Source organism: Thermopolyspora flexuosa, from assembly GCF_006716785.1.
GTDB classification, from domain to species: domain Bacteria; phylum Actinomycetota; class Actinomycetes; order Streptosporangiales; family Streptosporangiaceae; genus Thermopolyspora; species Thermopolyspora flexuosa.
This window is the reverse complement of the sequence record NZ_VFPQ01000001.1, coordinates 2,680,491-2,698,800: the sequence shown is the minus strand read 5'-3', so window position 1 is coordinate 2,698,800 and position 18,310 is coordinate 2,680,491. Positions and strand designations below refer to the sequence as shown.

Sequence of the window (18,310 nt, the reverse complement as noted above, 5' to 3'; positions counted from 1 at the left end):
GGGGCAGGGGAGCGCGCATGAGCCGACGCGAGCGACCCCCCGGCCCCGGCCGCGACGGACGGCCGGGCGCCCGCATCCGCCGCTGGCCGGTGCTGCGGCAGCTGCTCGGCCAGGACCCGCGGGCGGAGGCGGCCCGTTCGGCGCACACCGACGCGCTGCGCCCGCGCACCGAGGACGCCGACCACGTCGCCCGGTCGATCTGCCCGTACTGCGCGGTGGGCTGCGGCCAGCTCGTGTACGTCAAGGACGGGCGCGTCACCCAGATCGAGGGCGACCCCGGCTCGCCGATCTCCCGCGGCCGGCTCTGCCCGAAGGGCGCGGCGAGCCGCCAGCTCGTCACCCGGCCGAGCAGGCGCACCACGGTGCTGTACCGCAGGCCGTACGGGACCGAGTGGGAGACCCTCGACCTCGAGACCGCGATGGACATGATCGCCGACCGGGTGGTGGCGACCCGGCGGCGGACCTGGCAGGAGACCGACGCCGAGGGACGGGTCCTGCGGCGCACGCTCGGCATCGCGAGCCTGGGCGGGGCGACGCTGGACAACGAAGAGAACTACCTGATGAAGAAGCTGTACACCGCCCTCGGCGCGATCCAGATCGAGAACCAGGCCCGCATATGACACTCCGCCACCGTCCCCGGTCTGGGGACCAGCTTCGGGCGCGGCGGCGCGACCACGTTCCAGCAGGACCTCGCGAACGCCGACTGCATCGTCATCCAGGGGTCGAACATGGCCGAATGCCACCCGGTCGGCTTCCAGTGGGTGATGGAGGCGAAGGCGCGCGGCGCCACGGTGTTCCACATCGACCCGCGCTACACCCGCACCAGCGCGATGGCCGACGCCCACCTGCCGATCCGGGCGGGCACCGACATCGTGCTGCTCGGCGCGCTCATCAACCACGTGCTGTCCGGCGGGCACGAGTTCCGCGAGTACGTGCTCAACTACACCAACGCCGCCCACCTGGTGTCGGAGGACTTCCGCGACACCGAGGACCTCGACGGGCTGTTCTCCGGGTTCGACCCGGCCGGCCGTACCTATGACCCGGCGAGCTGGGCGTACGCGCACCGGGCGGACGCGCCGCCGCCGGGCGAGGCGGGCGGGGCCTCCGGGGCCGGGCGCGGGCGCGAGCACGCCGAGACGGCCGAGGCGGAGACGTACGGCTCGGGCGGTGCCGCGGCCGACGCGGCGGCGGCCGTCGATCCGACGCTGACCCATCCGCGGTGCGTGTTTCAGGTGCTCAAGCGGCACTTCGCCCGCTACACCCCGGAGCTGGTGGAGCGGGCCTGCGGCATCCCGCGGGCGGAGTTCGCCCGGCTGGCCGACACGGTCGTCGCCTGCTCCGGACGGGACCGCACCACCGCGTGGGTGTACTCGGTGGGCTGGACCCAGCACACCACCGGCGCCCAGTTCATCCGCGCCGCCGCCATCCTGCAGCTGCTGCTCGGCAACATCGGCCGCCCGGGCGGGGGCATCCTCGCGCTGCGCGGCCACGCCAGCATCCAGGGCTCGACCGACATCCCGACGCTGTTCAACATCCTCCCCGGCTACCTGCCGATGCCGCACGCCGGGCGGCACGAGACCCTGGACGCCTACCTGGCGAGCGCCGGGCCGGACACCGGGTTCTGGGGCCGCAAACGCGCCTACCTGGTGAGCCTGCTCAAGGCCTGGTGGGGGGAGGCCGCCACGGCGGACAACGACTTCTGCTTCGGGTACCTGCCGCGGCTCACCGGCGACCACGGCCACTACGCCACCGTGCTCGGCCAGATCGACGGCACGGTCAAGGGCTACTTCGTGATCGGCGAGAACCCGGCGGTCGGCTCCTCCGGCGGCCGCGCCCAGCGGTTCGGCCTGGCCAACCTCGACTGGCTCGTCGTCCGCGACCTGACCCTCGTGGAGACCGCCACGTTCTGGAAGGACGGCCCCGAGATCGCCACCGGCGAGATGCGCACCGAGGAGATCGGCACCGAGGTGTTCTTCCTGCCCGCCGCGAGCCACGTGGAGAAGGAGGGCACCTTCACCAACACCCAGCGGCTGCTGCAGTGGCGGGAGAAGGCCGTCGACCCGCCCGGCGACTGCCGAAGCGACCTGTGGTTCTACTACCACCTCGGCAAACGCGTCAAGGCCCGGATGACGGACGACGAGATCGACCGGCCGGTACGCGAGCTCGCCTGGGACTACCCGGAGGAGGGCCCGCACGCCGAGCCGTCCGCCGCGGCCGTGCTGCGCGAGATCGGCGGCATCGGCCCGGACGGCCGCGCCCTGGCCTCGTACACCGAGCTGCGCGACGACGGCTCCACCCGGTGCGGCTGCTGGATCTACTGCGGCTGCTACGCCGGGGAGGTCAACCGGCCCGCCCGCCGCGAGCCGCGCGGCGGCGCCGACCCGTGGATCGCCCCCGGCTGGGGCTGGGCCTGGCCCGCCAACCGGCGCATCCTCTACAACCGGGCCTCCGCCGACCCGGACGGCCGCCCGTGGAGCGAGGCCAAGGCGTGCGTCTGGTGGGACCCGGCCGCCGGCCGCTGGACCGGCCGCGACGTGCCCGACTGCGAGCCGGACAAGCCGCCCGGCCACCGTCCGCCGCCGGGCGCCCGCGCCGAGCAGGCGCTCTCCGGCACCGACCCGTTCATCATGCAGGCCGACGGCAAGGGCTGGCTGTACGCCCCGTTCGGGCTCGCCGACGGGCCGCTGCCCACCCACTACGAGCCGCACGAGTCCCCGGTGGCCAACCCGCTGTACGGCGTGCAGGCCAACCCGGCCCGGGTCGTCTACCCGCGGCCCGAGTCGCCGTACAACCCGCCGCGCTCGCCCCGGTTCCCGTACGTGCTCACCACCTACCGGCTCACCGAGCACCACACCGCGGGCGGCATGAGCCGGCCCCTGCCGTACCTCGCCGAGCTGCAGCCCGAGCTGTTCTGCGAGGTGTCGCCGGAGCTCGCCGCCGAGCGCGGCCTGGTCAACGGCGGCTGGGCGACGATCGTCACCTCACGCACCGCGATCGAGGCCCGGGTGCTGGTCACCGAGCGCATGCGGCCGCTGCGCATCGAGGGGCGGATCGTCCACCAGGTCGGCCTGCCGTACCACTGGGGCTGGGGCGGCGACGGGCTCGTCACCGGCGACGTCGCCAACGACCTGCTGCCGCTCGCGCTCGACCCGAACGTCTACATCCAGGAGAGCAAGGCCGCCACCTGCGACATCATCCCGGGCCGCCGCCCGACCGGCCCGGCCCTGCGCGAGCTGGTGCGGCGCTACCGGGAGGACGGCGATGGCTGAGCGGATGGGGTTCTTCACCGACACCAGCGTGTGCATCGGCTGCAAGGCGTGCGAGGTCGCCTGCAAGGAGTGGAACCAGGTGCCCGACGACGGGTTCGTGTTCCGCGCCACCTCGTACGACAACACCGGCGCGCTCGGCGCGAGCACCTGGCGGCACGTGGCGTTCATCGAGCCGGACCGGCCGGTGACCGGCGACGGCCTCGACGGCTGGCTGATGGCCTCGGACGTGTGCAAGCACTGCACCGAGGCCGGCTGCCTCGACGTGTGCCCGACCGGGGCGCTGTTCCGCACCGAGTTCGGCACGGTCGTGGTGCAGGCCGACGTGTGCAACGGCTGCGGGTACTGCGTGCCGGCCTGCCCGTTCGGCGTGATCGACCGCCGCGAGGGCGACGGCCGCGCGTTCAAGTGCACCCTGTGCTACGACCGGCTGCGCGGCGGCCTGGAACCCGCCTGCGCCAAGGCCTGCCCCACCGACTCGATCCAGTTCGGCCCGCTCGACGAGCTGCGCGAACGCGCCGAGGCCCGCCTCGACCGCCTGCACCGCGAGGGCCGGGCGAACGCGCGGCTGTACGGCGAGGACCCCGGCGACGGCATCGGCGGCGCGGGCGCGTTCTTCCTCCTGCTCGACGAGCCCGAGGTGTACGGCCTGCCACCCGACCCCGTGGTCCCCACCCGCGACCTGCCCCAGATGTGGCGCTGGGCCGCGGCCGCCGCGGCCACCCTCGCCACCGTCACCACCCTCGCCGTCCTGGGCAGGCGGTGATCGCGATGCGGCGCCCACCACGAGGCGACCTGCCCGGCCACGCGGCCGACCCGGCCACCGAGGCCCGGCCGGGACGCGGCGGGCGGCGGCGGTCGGCGGAACATGCGATGGTGCCCGAGGCCGAGTTCCGCTCCTACCACGGGCAGCCGATACTCAAGCGCCCGGTCTGGCACGAGCCGCACATGCCGCTCTACCTCTACCTCGGCGGCGTGTCCGGGGCCTCCTCGACCCTCGCCGCCGCGGCCCGCGCGACCGGGCGGCACCGCCTCGCGCTCGCCACGCGGATCATCGCCGCACTGTCCGGAGCCGCCGGGTCGGCGCTGCTCGTCGCCGAGCTGGGACGGCCCGAACGCTTCCTCAACATGCTCCGGGTGATCAAGCCCACCTCCCCGATGAGCCTCGGCTCGTGGATCCTCGCCCTGCAGGGCGGGCTCACCGCGGCCGCCGCCGGATCGGCCGTCACCGGCCTGCTCCCGGCCGCCGGGGATCTGGCGGGAGCCGCCGCCGCCGTGACCGGTCCGCTCATGGCCACCTACACCGCCGTACTGGTGAGCGACACCGCCATACCCGCCTGGCACGAGGCCCGCCGCGAGCTGCCGTTCCTCTTCGCGGGCAGCGCGCTCGCCGGGGCCGGTGCGCTCGCCATGCTCACCGTCCCACGTCCCGAGGCCGGACCCGCCCGAGCCATCGCCACCGCTGGCGCGGCGATCGAGCTCGCCGCCGAGCACGCCATCACCCACCGGCTCGGCATAGTCGCCGAGCCGTACACCACCGGCAGCGCGGGACGCCTGCTACGCGCCGCCCGCCTGCTCGCCGCCGCAGGCGGGGCGCTCGCCCCGCTCGCCGGGAGACACCGCGTACTCACCGCGGCCTCCGCGCTCGCGCTCACCGCCGGGGCGATCTGCACCCGGTTCGCCGTCCTGCGCGCCGGACGCGCCTCTGCAGCCGACCCGCGCTACACCGTGGTTCCGCAGCGGAAGCGTATCTATGGAACTCTTGAGATGCCGTAGTCACCACATCAGTTAGATGCTGTGCTCGGCTGATGCGTCCCTTGACATGTCTACGTGCGCCCCGTCGCCTGAGCACGGCGGATGACAGGACAAAGATCTAGGGGATCTCTCCCCTCAGAGGGGATTGTCCGTACGCCTCCTGGGATAGGTGACCGACCCAATCGTGTCGATCACCGGCTTCGCCGTCTTGCGAGCAGATGTCTCCAGCCGCAACGCGATGCACGTGCACGTGCAGCGGCGAGGTTGTTGCGAATGGCCTGGGTGTTGGGGTGGTCGGGGCCGAGGATGCGCTCGGCATCTGCGAGGGTGCGTTCGTACAGGGGGATGGCGCGTTTGAGGTCCCCGGCCGCTCGGTAGGCGTAGGCGAGGTTGTTGCGTGAGGCCAGGGTGTCGGGGTGGTTGGGGCCGAGGATGCGCTCGCGGTCGGCCAGGGTGCGTTCGAACAGGGGGATTGCCCGTCTGAGGTCAGCCAGCTCATACAGGTAACGACCACAGCGTGCGCGTAACCTCAACAGGTCTTCGGTAAGGGCATCATCGTTCGGTAGGTGCTGGTAGAGGGTGTCGGTCTGTTCGACCAGCATCTCGACGTCGGTGCGGGATTTCCAAAGTTGTGGTCCGTCCGGCAGCGTGTTATCGAAGGCGTCGAGCAGGGCGGAGGCCTGAGCTATCACCGAAAGCAGCTCGTTGTGGTGGGCGGCGCGTTCACGCAGTACGCGTTGGACCAAGCGGTGCATCAGTGCTGTGGTGCCATCCTTGCTGAAGGTGATTAACGAGGTGTCGGCTAGGTCGGCAAGCATGTTGCGGACGACAAGTTGGGGGTTCGCGTCGTCACTCAAGGTGTTCAGCATGGCCAGTGGAACACCGGCGGGTGATAGAACCGCAAGGATCGGCAATATCCGGCTGGCGATCGGAAGAGTGGCCTCGGCGTGAGTGACTGAGAGCAGGATGCTTCTGCGGTGCTGGTTGGGTAGGCGTCGCCGGACTCGGCGGTGAGATTTTCACTTAGCCTGACGCTTCGCAGCTGTTCCAGGTAAGCGGCATAGTCGATGCGAAGGCGGGCGATCACTGCAGCTGCCTGGGCCAAGGCCAGGGGGAGGTGTCCGAGTTCGGAGGCTACGGCTTTGGCGCCTTCGGCATCGGTTAGCCCAGTGCGTTCGCGGAGAAAGGCGATCGCCTGTTCTGGGGTGAAGACCTCGACCTCTAGAGGCTGGTAGGCGCGCAGAAACGCGCCGTGGCGGGTGGTGATGATCACCCGAGTGGCTCCGGTGGCCGGGGTCCATGAGCGGACTGCGGCGACGTCGGTCGCGTTGTCGAAGACCAGCAGCGCCGGGTGCGTGGTGGCTGCCAGCCAAGCCTTCGCGCGGGCGGCGGCCGTGGGCGTGTCATCGTCCGGGCGGCGTTCGCCGAGCCGGGAGGCGAGGGAGGCCAAGCCGGTGACGATTTGGTCGGTGGTTTCGGCGGGTATCCAGGCGATCACCGGCCATCCGGCGTCCTGGCACGCCCAGGCGTAGGAGGCGGCGAGCATGGTCTTGCCCACCCCCGGAATGCCGGCCATTGCGCAGATCGCCACCGCTCCGCCGGTGCCTTTCTCCTTCCCATGTCGGTTCTGCGGCTCGCTAAGTAGAGTGGACGGGCCGCCGAGGAGATCGGCGAGCCTTCGGAGTAATTCCTCGCGAGGCTGGAACCCCCGTGGCTTCTGCGGGATTTCACCTTCGACAATGTGGCCGGGTGACCGAGATGGCCGGGGAGGGTGGTAATGGTGGTGTTCAACGCCGACAGCTTTTTCGATGATGTTGTCGCGGAACGCGAAGTGGTCACCGGGGATACTGATCTGAGGATCGGCCGCGTTTATCGGCGTTGATGTCCGCGGAAGTCGGGGTTGGGAGGGTGGGATCAATGACTCTTTCGCCGGCGGCCTTGTCTCGGAAGAGACGGTGGTGGATCTCGATGTGGTCGCCGCCGTAGGTGCGCTGGCGTCAGTCCCTGAGGGGTGCTCGGACGATTCGGACTTGGCGGAAGGTTTTGTGCCGGTGCGCATCTGATGTAGAAGGGCCGCCACGGCGAGGGGCAGGCCGATGGCACCGATGAACATGCTCACCACGCTGGCCCGTTGATCCAGCGCACCCCATAGGTCGGGCGGAAGCCCAAACGGGTCGAAGAAGAAGGTGATCAACCCCCCTGCGAGCAGGGCGGCCAGCGCCACTATCCACGCGATCGTCACCCATCGCGCCAACCGCGATCGGTGTCTTGGCGCTGAAGGGTCTTTCCGCATACTTCTAGCTTGCTGTCCGTTGGGAGCGCCCGGCGCAGAGTGGCGAAAGTGTTACCTCTGACATCTCAGAGGGAATCGGCTGCAATCGGGGCTGCTGACCGCGAGCTGGATGGGTGTCGGCCGAGTCCCGTCGTGTCAACGGATGTCCTGTGCGACCCATATTCCTGACGGCACGTGGTAACGGTGCCGGCGCCGCCTACCTGTGGGTTGTTTAAACCGTTTCGCCATGAATGAGGGGAAGCTTCCGTTATTCGTGGTCCCGGGTGTGGAGGTGGACAGGACGGCTTCGGTCACCAGGTTCCGGGCAGCGGTCTGGTGGATGCGGGCGAGCGCGACCAGGACGCGCCTGGTGGGCCGGCGGCCGCGGTCGGGCCGGCGCTCGAAGTCCAGCAGGCGGCCCTCGCGCAGCGAGGCCGTGCCCCTCGGGTCGAGGGCGTTGAACTCGTCCGCGACGCCGGTGGCGGTCCGCCGTGCGCGAGCCGGTACAGCCGCAGCGGGCTGAACGGGTAGTGCAGCGCCGGCACCTCGGCGATCTGGTCCCCGGTGAACCCCTTGGCGTGCAGCCGCTCGCTCCATGACCGGCAGCGGAGCAGGGTCCGAGATCCCTGAGCGGACATCCGAGCCTCCTTCGGAAACCGTACGTCGCCAGCGTTGATCTACGGACCGTAGAGAAATCGTCACGCTGTGGTATGGCGAAATGCTCATGTGGTCTGCCGGTCCCGGCCGGCTCGCCCCGGGGAATCCGGGCGCGAGCGTATCCCGGCGGCCGAACGTGGGTTTCGGGCCCGGTCGCATGACGCCGGGGCGCGGCCGGAACCGCCGCCCCGTACGCCGGGCCGGGGCCTGACCGATCGGGTAGGTGCCCACCTCGCCTGCCGTACCGAAAAGGTCACCCACGGTACGGGATCGGCCTTCGGGATCTTCCGGGCGTGACGGACGTCACTTTACGGTCGCGGCATCCGGTGCCGACAGCGGCACGAGCGGGGCTCTCCGCGGCCCCGTCACCTGGGCGCGTCTCTGCTCAGAGAGGACGAAACATGAAGGTCGAAGAACTCATCAGGCCGTTCCCGATCAAGGAGTTCCACCCGTTCCCGCGGGCCCTCATGGGGCCGGGTGCCCACGAGCTGATCGGGCCGGAGGCCAAGAAGCTCGGGTTCCGCAGGACGCTGGTGATGACCTCGGGCCTGCGCGGCACCGACATCGTGCACCGGATCGTCGAGTCGATGAAGTACCACGGCCTCGAGGTCGTGGTGTACGACAAGGTCGAGTCCAACCCCAAGGACTACAACGTGATGGAGGCGGTCGCGCTCTACCAGGAGCACAAGTGCGACTCGTTCGTCTCCATCGGCGGCGGCTCCTCGCACGACGCCTGCAAGGGCGCGCGGGTGTCGATCGCGCACGACGGCCGCAACATCAACGAGTTCGAGGGCTTCAACAAGTCGGAGAACCCCAAGAACCCGCCGCACATCGCGGTGTCCACCACGGCCGGCACCGGGTCGGAGACCTCGTGGGCGTACGTCATCACCGACACCACCACCGACCCGGAGAACCCGCACAAGTACGTCGCGTTCGACGAGAGCTGCATCGCCACCCTCGCCATCGACGACCCGACGCTGTACTACGACTGTCCGATGGACTACACCGCGCAGTGCGGGTTCGACGTGCTCGCGCACGCCTCCGAGCCGTACGTGTCGCGGCTGAACTTCCAGCCGTCCCTCGGCAACGCGCTGCACGCGATCCGGCTCACCGCCCAGCACCTGCGCACCGCGGTGTGGAACGGGCAGGACCTCGCCGCCCGTGAGGGCATGATGTACGCCCAGTACATCGCCGCCCAGGCGTTCAACTCCGGCGGCCTCGGCATCATCCACTCGATCTCGCACGCGGTCAGCGCCTTCTACGACACCCACCACGGCCTCAACAACGCGATCGCGCTGCCGCGCGTGTGGGCGTTCAACATGCCGGTGATGTACGAGCGGTTCGCCGACATCGCCGAGGCGATGGGCATCGACACCCACGGCATGACCAAGGTGAAGGCGGCCGAGGCGGCCCTGGCCGCGGCGATCCGGCTGCTGCGCGACGTGGGCATCCCCGAGCGCTTCGTCGACGTCAAGCAGGACACCTACAGCAAGAACCGGCTCGGCAAGGGCCCCACCAAGTTCTACGAGAACTCCCCGGTGATCCGCGGCGACGACGCCGACATCGACCGCGTCACCAACCACGTGCTCGGCGACGCCTGCACCCCGGGTAACCCGAAGGAGTGCACCTTCGAGACGGTGCGGCCGGTCGTCGAGCACTGCTTCCACGGCGACCTGGACGACCTGCTCAGCTGACCCGCCCCGTCGTACCCGCCGCCCGGGCCGCGGTCTCCCCCGGGCGGCGGGCCATCCGGCCACCTGACCGGTGACCCATCGGCCGGCCCGACCGGCGCACCGTCCCGCCCAGGGCCGGCCGGCTCGCACCCCGCCGGGGTCCGGGCGTCCCCTTCCGCCCGGACCCCGGCGGGTTCCATCCCGGGGCGCGCCCGGCGGCGCCCCACCCCTTCCCGCACCCTGTCCACGCCGGCCGTACCACCCGGAGGAAGCGTGTCCGAGAACGTCAGCACCGCCGAGTTCGCGTCCGTCGAGGACGTCGTCGAGCGGCTCGCCGAGCAGGGCTACATCGCCGACCGCAGGCTCGCCACGGCCGTGTTCCTGCTTGCGCGGCTCAACCGGCCCGTGCTGCTCGAGGGGCCCGCCGGCGTGGGCAAGACCGAGCTGGCCAAGGCGCTCGCCAAGGCCACCGGGCGCAGGCTGCTGCGCCTGCAGTGCTACGAGGGCCAGGACGAGAGCAAGGCGCTGTACGAGTGGGACTACGGCAAGCAGCTGCTGTACACCCAGCTGCTGCGCGACAAGATCGGCGAGATCATCGCGGACGCACCCGACCTCGCCACCGCGGTGGAGCGCATCGGCGCGCAGGACAGCGTGTTCTTCTCCGACCGCTTCCTCGCCCCCCGGCCGCTGCTCGAGGCGATCCGCAGCGAGGAGCCGGTGCTGCTGCTCATCGACGAGGTGGACCGCGCCGACGAGGCGCTGGAGGCGGTGCTGCTCGAGTGCCTCGCCGAGCAGCAGGTGTCGGTCCCGGAGATCGGCACCTACACCGCCAAGACCCCGCCGTACGTGATCCTCACCTCGAACAACACCCGCGACCTGTCGGCCGCGCTCAAGCGCCGCTGCCTCTACCTGTTCCTCGACTACCCGGACGCCGAACGCGAGCTGGAGATCGTGATGGGCAAGCGGACCGGGCTCGCCGAGGCGACCGCCCGGGAGCTGGTGCGCATCGTGCGCGAGCTGCGCGGGCTGCGGCTGCGCAAGCACCCCAGCATCTCCGAGACCGTGGACTGGGCGCGCACGCTCGCCGTACTCGGGGTGCAGGAGCTGTCGGCCGAGGTGCTCGCCGACACGGTGAACGTGGTGCTCAAGTACGAGCGCGACATCGGCCTCGCGCTCGAGGCGCTGCCCCGGCTCGTCGACCCCAACCGGAACGTGCTGGAGGAGGCGGCCCACGGGCACGGACACGGTCACGGACACGGCCATGGCCATGGTCACGGCCACGGTCACGGGCACGATCACGATCACGCCCACGACCACGGGGGCGGGCACCACGGCGCCGACGTCCTCGACGTGGACGACGACGTCGACGGCGCCGCCGTACGGGAGGCGAAGGACCGGCCCGGGCGGCACGGCGAGAACTACTACGGCGGCCGCGGGCAGGGCATCAAGCCGCGGACGGACGCGGGCGGCGGCCAGGCACGGCGCGCGTTCGCCGCCATCGGGCGCCGGAACCGGTAGCGGGAGCGGGCACGTGGAGAGCAGCCTGCACCGCTTCGTCCGGCTGCTGCGGCTCGCCGGGATGCGGGTGTCGGTGTCCGAGGCCGCCGACGCGATGCGCGCCGCCGCGCAGCCCGGCCTGCTCGCCGACCGGGACGCGCTGCGCGAGGCCCTGCGGGTCACGTTGGTCAAGGACCGGCGCGACGACGAGATCTTCACCGAGCTGTACGACGCGTTCTTCGCGCTCCGGCGCGTCACCTTCGGGGGCGGCGACGAGGAGCACGGGCACGCGCACGACGACCTGGCCGACCTCGGCGAGACGACCGGGTTCACCGTCTCGGAGGAGCCGTCGCAGACGCCGCAGCAGGGCCACAGCCACGGCAAGCCCGCCGACATCCGCGACTTCTTCGACCCGCAGGACCTCGCCCAGCGGTACAACCTCCACCAGGAGGCCAACAAGATCGACCTCGCCGGGATGACCGAGGAGATCGTGCTGTCCGAGGGCGGCGGGATCGCGGGCGGGGACCGCTCCGCCGTACAGCTCACCACCGACCGGCTGCACAACGCCGGGGTGCCCGGCCGGCTCGCCCCCGACACCGGGCGGCGGGACGGGATCGAGCTGAGCGTCGCCCAGGACCACCACGCCCCGCCCGACCGGTCCGCCGATGTGGACGACGGGCCGGTCGGGGAGCGGGTCGACGGGTTCGTGGAGAACCTGTCCGAGCTGCTCAAACGGCACCTGGAACGGCTCGCCGAGCTGTCCGGGCTGGCGATCGAGAAGCCCGGCCCGCCCGGGCCCGGCCGGGTGGAGCGGGTCGACGAGCCGGAGCGGCGGCGCATGGAGGAGTCGCTGCGCCGCCTCGCCCGCACCCTCGACGGGGCGCTCACCCACCGCAGGCACCCCAACCGGCGCGGCAGGGTGCACCCGGCGCGGACCATGCGGCACAACATGCGCTACGACGGCGTGCCGTTCCGGCCGATCACGGTCAGCCGGAGCGAGGACCGGCCCCGGCTGCTGGTGCTCGCGGACGTGTCGCTGTCGGTGCGGGCCACCGCCCGGTTCACCCTCCACCTGGTGCACGGCATGCAGACGCTGTTCGGCCAGGTACGGTCGTTCGCGTTCGTCGACGAGCCGGTGGAGATCACCGAGCTGTTCGCCGAGCACCCGCTGGAGCGCGCCCTCGGGCTGGTGTTCGACGGGCTGCCCGCGGGCGGCCTGCTGGACGTGGACGGCACCTCCGACTACGGGCGTACGTTCCGTACGCTCCTGTCGGAGCACTCGGGGGCGCTCAACCGGCGCACCACGCTGCTCGTGCTCGGCGACGGGCGGGGCAACGGCAACGACCCGGAGTTCGCCACCTTCGAGGAGATCACCCGGCGGGTGCGCCGCACGATCTGGCTCACCCCGGAGCCGCGCTACTCGTGGCGGCTGGGCGCCTGCGACCTGCCGGGGTACGCCGAGATGTGCGACCGGGTCCAGGTGGTGTCGGACCTGTCCGGGCTGGAGCGCATGGCCCACCGCCTGGCGGCCGAGACGACCGGCCGCTGAACGCGGGCCGCACGGCCGAGGCGCTGCCGTCCGCGCCCGGCCGTACGGCCTGCTCGGCGGTCATGCCCGGGCGCCCCTGCCGGCCACGGCCGACGGGGGTACGGCAGGGCCGTCCGGCTGAGCGTGGCCGCCGCGCGGCCCGCCGTACCCGCGCGGTCAGATGACGCCGTTCTTGCTGGCCTCGTAGACCGCCTCGGCGCGGCTGGTGACCTCGAGCTTGCGCATGATGTTGCGGACGTGGAACTTGACCGTGGTCTCGGAGATGAACAGCTCGCGGCCGATGTCGCGGTTGCTCAGGCCGCGGGCGATCAGCCGCAGCACGTTCCGCTCCCGGTCGGTCAGCTCCGGCCGGCGGGTCCGTACCCGCAGCGAGCGGACCATCGCCGCCGCCGAGCGCGGGTCGAACGCGCTCTGGTTGCGCGCCACCGCCCGGATCGAGTTGACCAGCTCGGTGGTGTCGACGTCCTTGACCACGTAGCCGCGCGCCCCGCGCTGGATGGCCTCCATCACCAGCGCGTCGTCGAGGAACGTGGTGAGCACGAGCACGCCGACCGAGGGGTACCGCTCGGTGAGGATGCCGCACAGCTCCAGGCCCTCGGTGTCGGCGCCGGTGGACAGCTTCAGGTCGAGCAGCACGATGGCCGGCATGGTGCGGCGTACCACCGCCAGGGCCTCCTCACGCGTGCTCGCCTCCCCGACCACCCGCAGGTCGGGCTCGCGGTCGAGGATCGCGCGCAGCCCCTGCCGCACGATCGCGTGGTCGTCGACGAGGACGATGCTCGTCACGCCGTCCGGCCCCGGCTCGTGCGTCACCTGCCCCGGTACGGCCGCCGGAGCCTCCGCGGCCGCCCGCGCCGCCGTCGCCTTACCCCCGGTCATTCGGTGCCACTCCGTTTCGATCTCGGCCCTGTATCGGCAGCGGTATGCGCACCCGCACCGCGATGCCGCCCAGCCGGGAGCGGCGGATCGCCAGCGTCCCGCCGAGCTGCTCGGCGCGGGTCTGCATGTTGACGAGTCCTCGGTGCCGCCCGGCCAGGTCGGTGGTCTGCGCCAGGCGCAGCAGCCGCCGTACCGCGGCGGGGTCGCCGTCCCCGTCGTCGCTCACGGTCACCGTGACCGCGTCCGGCCGGTAGACCAGCAGCACCCGGGCCCGGGTGGCGTGCGCGTGCGCGGCGGTGTTGAACAGGGCCTCGCCGACGAGCCGCAGCAGCGACCGCTCGGCCTCGGCGGGCAGCGGGACCTGCCGCCCGCGCACCACCACCTCGACGGTGAGATCGGTCTTCAGGTGCACCGTGGACAGCCGGCGCAGCATCTCCGGCAGCGGCCCGGCCGGCTCGTCGGAGGTGTTGTGCAGCGCGTAGATCGCGCCGCGCAGCCGTTCCACGGCGATCCGGGTCAGGTCCTTGGCCGGGGCGAGCCGGCGCGCCACCTCCTGCGCCTCGGGGCCCATGCGCTCCAGGTCGGCCCGGCACACCTCGATCGTCATCCCGGCCGACAGCACGTGCTGGGCGACGGTGTCGTGCAGCTCGCGGGCGATGCGGTGCCGCTCGTCGTCGAGCGCCTGGCGGTGCATGGCGTCGACCAGCCGCCGCTGGGCCTCGGCGAGCTCGGCGTTCCGCGCGGCCAGGTCGCGTGCCTGCCGGGCGGCGGCCTCGGTGAGCCGCTCGGTACGGCCGCGCAGCCGCCTGGCCGACTCGTACAGGAACGAGTTGTACAGCGCCACGGCCGCCTGGTTGGCGAGGACGCGCAGGATCGCCAGGTCGGTGGCGGCCACCTCCAGCCCGGGGCCGGGGCGGGCCACGATGCCGCCGACCGGCTCGCCGTCGAGGAACATCGGGGCGCGCACCCAGCCGTCGCCGGTGTGGGCCCGGCCCACCTCCCAGGGCCGGTCGCGCACCACGGCCAGGTGCTCGCGGGCCTCGGCGGGCAGCAGCGCCTCGTCGTCGATGAGCCGGTCGCCGTCGCGCAGCAGGAAGCGGGGCCGTACCGCGGGGAGCGTGCCGTCGGCGACGGCGAGCAGCAGCCAGCGGGCGTGCAGGTGGTCGGCGGCGGCGTGCACCACGGCCTCGACCAGCGCCCGCGGCCCCTCGGAGGAGCGCACCAGCGCCTGGGAGATGCGGTCGAGCGCCTCGACGGCCCGCTCCAGGCGTTCCATCGAGCGGACGTAGGCGGGGTAGAAGGAGCGTTTGCCGGACCGTACGCCGGTGAGCGCGCCGAGGTCGGTCGGGCGGGCGGGAGGCTCCAGGGCGGGTGACGTCATCGGGTGCCTTCCGGGCCGGGCGGCGGGGCGTGCCGGGCACGGGCGGTCGTGCCCGCCTCGGCGCGTGCGCCCGAGGGGCGGGGTGGGTCGGCTCGCTCGCTCATGCCGCAGGGTGCCGTTCTCGCTGGGGCCGTTCTCAGGGGGCGGCTTCACGGTGTCGCATCGGGCTCCGATCGGTGGTCTCCGGAACCGGTCTACAGGGCCGCGCGGAACAGCGCCTCGATGTCGTCCCGGGTCGCGTCCCGCGGGTTGGTGGTCAGGCAGGCGTCCCGCATCGTGGTCTCCGCCAGCCGGGAAACGTCCTGCTCGGTCACCCCGAGCGCGGACAGCCCGCGCGGCACGCCGACCGCGTCGGCGAGCGCGCGCACCCGGTCGGCGAGCATGTCGGCGACCTCGGCCGGGGGCATGCGCCAGGCGTCCCGGATGCCGGCCGCCTCGGCGAGCGGTACGAACCTGGTGGGGTCGGCGGCCGCGTTGAACCGGATCACGTGCGGGAGCAGCACCCCGTTGATCAGCCCGTGCGGGGCGTCGAGCAGCCCGCCGACCTGGTGGCTCATCGCGTGCGTGGCGCCGAGGATCGCGTTGGTGAACGCCACCCCGGCCTCGAGCGCGCCCTGCGCCATGCCCAGCCGGGGCCCGGCGAGCCGCGGCCGCTCCACCGAGTGCCGCAGGTGCTCGGTGATCAGGCGTACGGCGTGCAGCGCGTGGTTGTCGGTGAGCGGGTTGTGCGCGCGGGACACGAACGACTCGATCGCGTGGGTGAGCGCGTCGAGCCCGGTGGAGGCGGTGAGCCAGTCCGGCATGGTGATGAGCAGCCGGGGGTCGATGATCGAGATCTCCGGCACCAGCGTCCGGCTGATGATGGTGATCTTGATGTGCTTGGCGGTGTCGGTGACGACCGCGAACTGCGACACGTCGGCGCCCGTGCCCGAGGTGGAGGGCACCATCACCGTGGGCGGGATCGGGTTCACCACCTTGTCCACGCCCTCGTAGCCGAGGATGCACCCGCCGTTGCCGGACAGGATCGCCACGCCCTTGGCCGCGTCGATGCACGACCCGCCGCCCAGCCCGATGATCACGTCGGCGCCGCTGTCGGCGTACTCGCCGTACGCGGCCTCGATCTCGTGGTCCTTGGGGTTGGGGGTGATCTCGTGCCACACCACCGGCCGCAGCCCGACCGCGCTCAGGTGGCCGAGCGCCTCGTCCAGCCAGCCCGCCTCGATCAGGCCCGGGTCGGTCACCAGGAACGGGCGCCGGGCTCCCACGCGCAGCGCGCAGTGGCCCAGCTCGGCGAGGGACCCGGGACCGAACACGATCTCGGGTGCGTGGAACTTCGCGAGGTTCGCCGGCTCGCGCGCGCCGACGGGCACCACACGCTGCGGGCCGGTCAGCTCGAGGGAGGCGTCCCGGATGCCGGGGGACGCCCAGCCATGGTCCACTTCGGCCGCCGCGGGGCCGTCCAGAACAGGCCGCAAAGGAACCCCCCTGTGCTGCGATGGGGCCGTCCCCATCGGTGATGGCACGTTACCGGAAGGCGGTGCCTTTTGTTACCAACGCATTGCGAGGAGTTGTCCATTAGCTGCCCTCTCGACGGTAGACCTCCTCGGGCTAGTCGTAAAACCGTCAAATTGGGCCATGGCACCTGTCCGATCGGGTAGGTGCGCCTACGGCGTATGTGCGGCATTATCACCCGCAAACCGCCGGTGACGTCCGCCGGTGGACACCATCGGGCGGACGACGGAGAGGGGCACATGATCGGTCTCGACGCCCTTCGCAGGCGGCGCGCCGAGCTGGAACACGAATGGTCCCGCCACGTGCCGGCGCGACGCCTGCCGCCCTCCGGCGGCGGCCCGGACCGGCTGCTCCGCGACGAGATCGTGGCCTCCTGGAGCCGGTCCCTGCCGCTGGTCGACCCCGCACGCGACAGCGCCCCGGTCGAGGACGACGTCTCGGCCCGCTGGCGGGAGTCCCCGCTGCGCCGCCCGGTCCTCGAGCTCGCCGACGAGCTGCGCACGATCGCCGACGACGCCGGGTTCATCGCCGCGGTCACCGACGAGTCCGGCACGATCCTGTGGACCTGCGGCGGCCGGGTGATGCGGCGCCGGGCCGAGCGGGTGAACTTCGCGCCCGGCGGCCGGTGGGACGAGACGGGCATGGGCACCAACGCGCTGTCCCTGGCGCTGCGCGGGCGGCCGGCGAAGGTGTTCTCCGCCGAGCACCTGGTCGCCGCGCTGCACGGCTGGGTGTGCTACTCGGCGCCGATCCGCTCCCCGGGCGGCCGCATCCTCGGCGTGCTCGACCTGTCGAGCACCTGGGATCGTTCCAACCCGCTCGCCATGTCCACGGTGCGCACCCTGGTCTCGGCGATCGAGTCCCGGCTCGCCACCATTGGGCTCGACGCCGGACGTCGCGAACCCGCCGGTCTGCGGCTCACCTGCCTCGGCGAGGGCCGGGCCTGGCGGGGCGGGGTGCCGCTGCGGCTGCGCCCGCGCCAGCTGGAGATCCTCACCCTGCTCGCGCTCGAGCCCGAGGGGTTCTCGCCGGAGCGGCTGCAGGCCGCGCTGTTCGGCGACCGGCCGGTCACCGCGGCCACGCTCAAGGCCCAGGTGTCCCACCTGCGCCGTGCCCTCGGCGGCGCGCTCGCGCAGCGCCGCTACCAGCTCACCGAGCCGATCGAGTGCGACGCCCGGAACGTGCTCGCCGCGCTCGACGCCGGGGACACCGCCGCGGCGGTCGAGGCGTACACCGGGCCGCTGCTGCCCGAGTCCGACGTGCCGGGCATCGTCGAGTGGCGCACCTACCTCGAGGTCGCGGTACGCGAGGCGGTGCTCGCCTCGTCCGACCCCGGCCTCGCCCTCCGGTACGGCACGGCCCACCCCTACGACGTGGCGGTCCACGAGCACGCCCACCGGCTGCTGCCCCCGGACGACGGCCGCCGCGGCATCGCCGCCGCCCGTATCCGGGCAGCGCTCTCCTGAAGCGGGGGATGGCCACGGCGCCCGTGCCGCGGACGCCGGATCGTCAGGGCGCCATCACCCGAAGCGGATCGTGGCGCCCTTGCTGGTGATGGCCAGCACGCGGAACGACAGCCTCTTCTTGCGGTTGGCGCGGATCCAGCCGCTGCCGCCCTCGCTCAGGTATGCCGTCGAGTTCCCCGCCCGCACCACGACCATGTCCTGGTCGAAGGTGGCGACGTATTGCTTGGAGACGTACACCCTGGAGAATCCGAAGAGCCTCGCCGAGACGCGGAAGCTCACGGGCCTCCGGAACGTGAACTTGCACGTCCCGTCGTAGCAGGCGCGGTAGCTGGGCGCGGCCGAGGCGGCGGCGGGGGTGGCGGCCACGGCGGGCGTCACGATCATGGCGCACGCCAGTGCCAAG

At 72.2% G+C, this 18,310-nt stretch carries 13 protein-coding genes; 7 read left to right on the top strand and 6 right to left on the bottom strand.

Annotated features, from left to right (window positions below; genetic code table 11):
* Positions 1 to 17 precede the first annotated feature (17 nt).
* The 3 genes from fdh to nrfD are packed head-to-tail and all read left to right on the top strand — an operon-like array spanning position 18 to position 5,042.
* On the top strand, positions 18 to 3,269 hold the full coding sequence (fdh, locus tag FHX40_RS11375) for a formate dehydrogenase (RefSeq protein ID WP_142259579.1): 3,252 nt from the start codon (positions 18 to 20) through the stop codon (positions 3,267 to 3,269).
* Positions 3,262 to 4,032 carry a 4Fe-4S dicluster domain-containing protein gene (locus FHX40_RS11370; RefSeq protein ID WP_142259578.1) on the top strand — a complete coding sequence of 257 codons (771 nt, stop codon included), beginning with the start codon at positions 3,262 to 3,264 and terminating at the stop codon, positions 4,030 to 4,032. The genes fdh and FHX40_RS11370 overlap by 8 nt, the downstream gene beginning before the upstream one ends.
* Before the next feature lie 5 nt (positions 4,033 to 4,037).
* Entirely contained in the window at positions 4,038 to 5,042 is a 1,005-nt protein-coding gene (gene nrfD, locus FHX40_RS11365) for an NrfD/PsrC family molybdoenzyme membrane anchor subunit (protein ID WP_229788186.1), read from the top strand.
* Between the two features lie 170 nt (positions 5,043 to 5,212).
* Here nrfD and FHX40_RS11360 read toward each other — a convergent pair whose 3' ends face one another.
* Positions 5,213 to 5,890, bottom strand: coding sequence for a tetratricopeptide repeat protein (locus FHX40_RS11360; RefSeq protein ID WP_142259577.1), 678 nt, complete (start codon positions 5,888 to 5,890; stop codon positions 5,213 to 5,215).
* Positions 5,884 to 7,263, bottom strand: a complete 1,380-nt coding sequence (locus FHX40_RS11355; RefSeq protein WP_170198800.1) for an NB-ARC domain-containing protein — start codon at positions 7,261 to 7,263, stop codon at positions 5,884 to 5,886. Before FHX40_RS11355 ends, FHX40_RS11360 begins: the two co-directional genes overlap by 7 nt.
* A gap of 1,088 nt (positions 7,264 to 8,351) precedes the next feature.
* Here FHX40_RS11355 and mdo point away from each other — a divergent pair.
* The 3 genes from mdo (at position 8,352) to FHX40_RS11340 (ending at position 12,669) form a co-directional block, all read left to right on the top strand.
* Positions 8,352 to 9,644, top strand: a complete 1,293-nt coding sequence (gene mdo, locus FHX40_RS11350; RefSeq protein WP_142259575.1) for an NDMA-dependent methanol dehydrogenase — start codon at positions 8,352 to 8,354, stop codon at positions 9,642 to 9,644.
* Between the two features lie 252 nt (positions 9,645 to 9,896).
* Positions 9,897 to 11,141 carry an AAA family ATPase gene (locus FHX40_RS11345; protein ID WP_211350237.1) on the top strand — a complete coding sequence of 415 codons (1,245 nt, stop codon included), beginning with the start codon at positions 9,897 to 9,899 and terminating at the stop codon, positions 11,139 to 11,141.
* A gap of 13 nt (positions 11,142 to 11,154) precedes the next feature.
* Positions 11,155 to 12,669 (top strand): VWA domain-containing protein, encoded by a 1,515-nt coding sequence (locus tag FHX40_RS11340; RefSeq protein ID WP_142259573.1) that lies wholly within the window; start codon positions 11,155 to 11,157, stop codon positions 12,667 to 12,669.
* A gap of 156 nt (positions 12,670 to 12,825) precedes the next feature.
* Here FHX40_RS11340 and FHX40_RS11335 read toward each other — a convergent pair whose 3' ends face one another.
* The 3 genes from FHX40_RS11335 to FHX40_RS11325 all read right to left on the bottom strand — a co-directional run bounded on the left by FHX40_RS11335 (position 12,826) and on the right by FHX40_RS11325 (position 16,404).
* Complete coding sequence (locus FHX40_RS11335; protein ID WP_142259572.1) at positions 12,826 to 13,548, bottom strand: MadR family response regulator transcription factor; 723 nt, start codon at positions 13,546 to 13,548, stop codon at positions 12,826 to 12,828.
* Positions 13,535 to 14,929 carry a MadS family sensor histidine kinase gene (locus FHX40_RS11330; RefSeq protein WP_142259571.1) on the bottom strand — a complete coding sequence of 465 codons (1,395 nt, stop codon included), beginning with the start codon at positions 14,927 to 14,929 and terminating at the stop codon, positions 13,535 to 13,537. The genes FHX40_RS11335 and FHX40_RS11330 overlap by 14 nt, the downstream gene beginning before the upstream one ends.
* Before the next feature lie 194 nt (positions 14,930 to 15,123).
* Positions 15,124 to 16,404, bottom strand: coding sequence for an iron-containing alcohol dehydrogenase (locus FHX40_RS11325; protein WP_229788183.1), 1,281 nt, complete (start codon positions 16,402 to 16,404; stop codon positions 15,124 to 15,126).
* A gap of 276 nt (positions 16,405 to 16,680) precedes the next feature.
* On the opposite strand from FHX40_RS11325, the gene FHX40_RS11320 reads away from it, so the two are divergent.
* Entirely contained in the window at positions 16,681 to 17,907 is a 1,227-nt protein-coding gene (locus FHX40_RS11320; RefSeq protein WP_142259569.1) for a sigma-54-dependent transcriptional regulator family protein, read from the top strand.
* Positions 17,908 to 17,961: 54 nt separating this feature from the next.
* Here the strand turns inward: FHX40_RS11320 and FHX40_RS11315 are convergent, their stop codons facing one another.
* Positions 17,962 to 18,309: a hypothetical protein gene (locus FHX40_RS11315; RefSeq protein ID WP_170198799.1), complete on the bottom strand. Its 348-nt coding sequence runs from the start codon at positions 18,307 to 18,309 to the stop codon at positions 17,962 to 17,964.
* Between the last annotated feature and the right edge of the window lies 1 nt (position 18,310).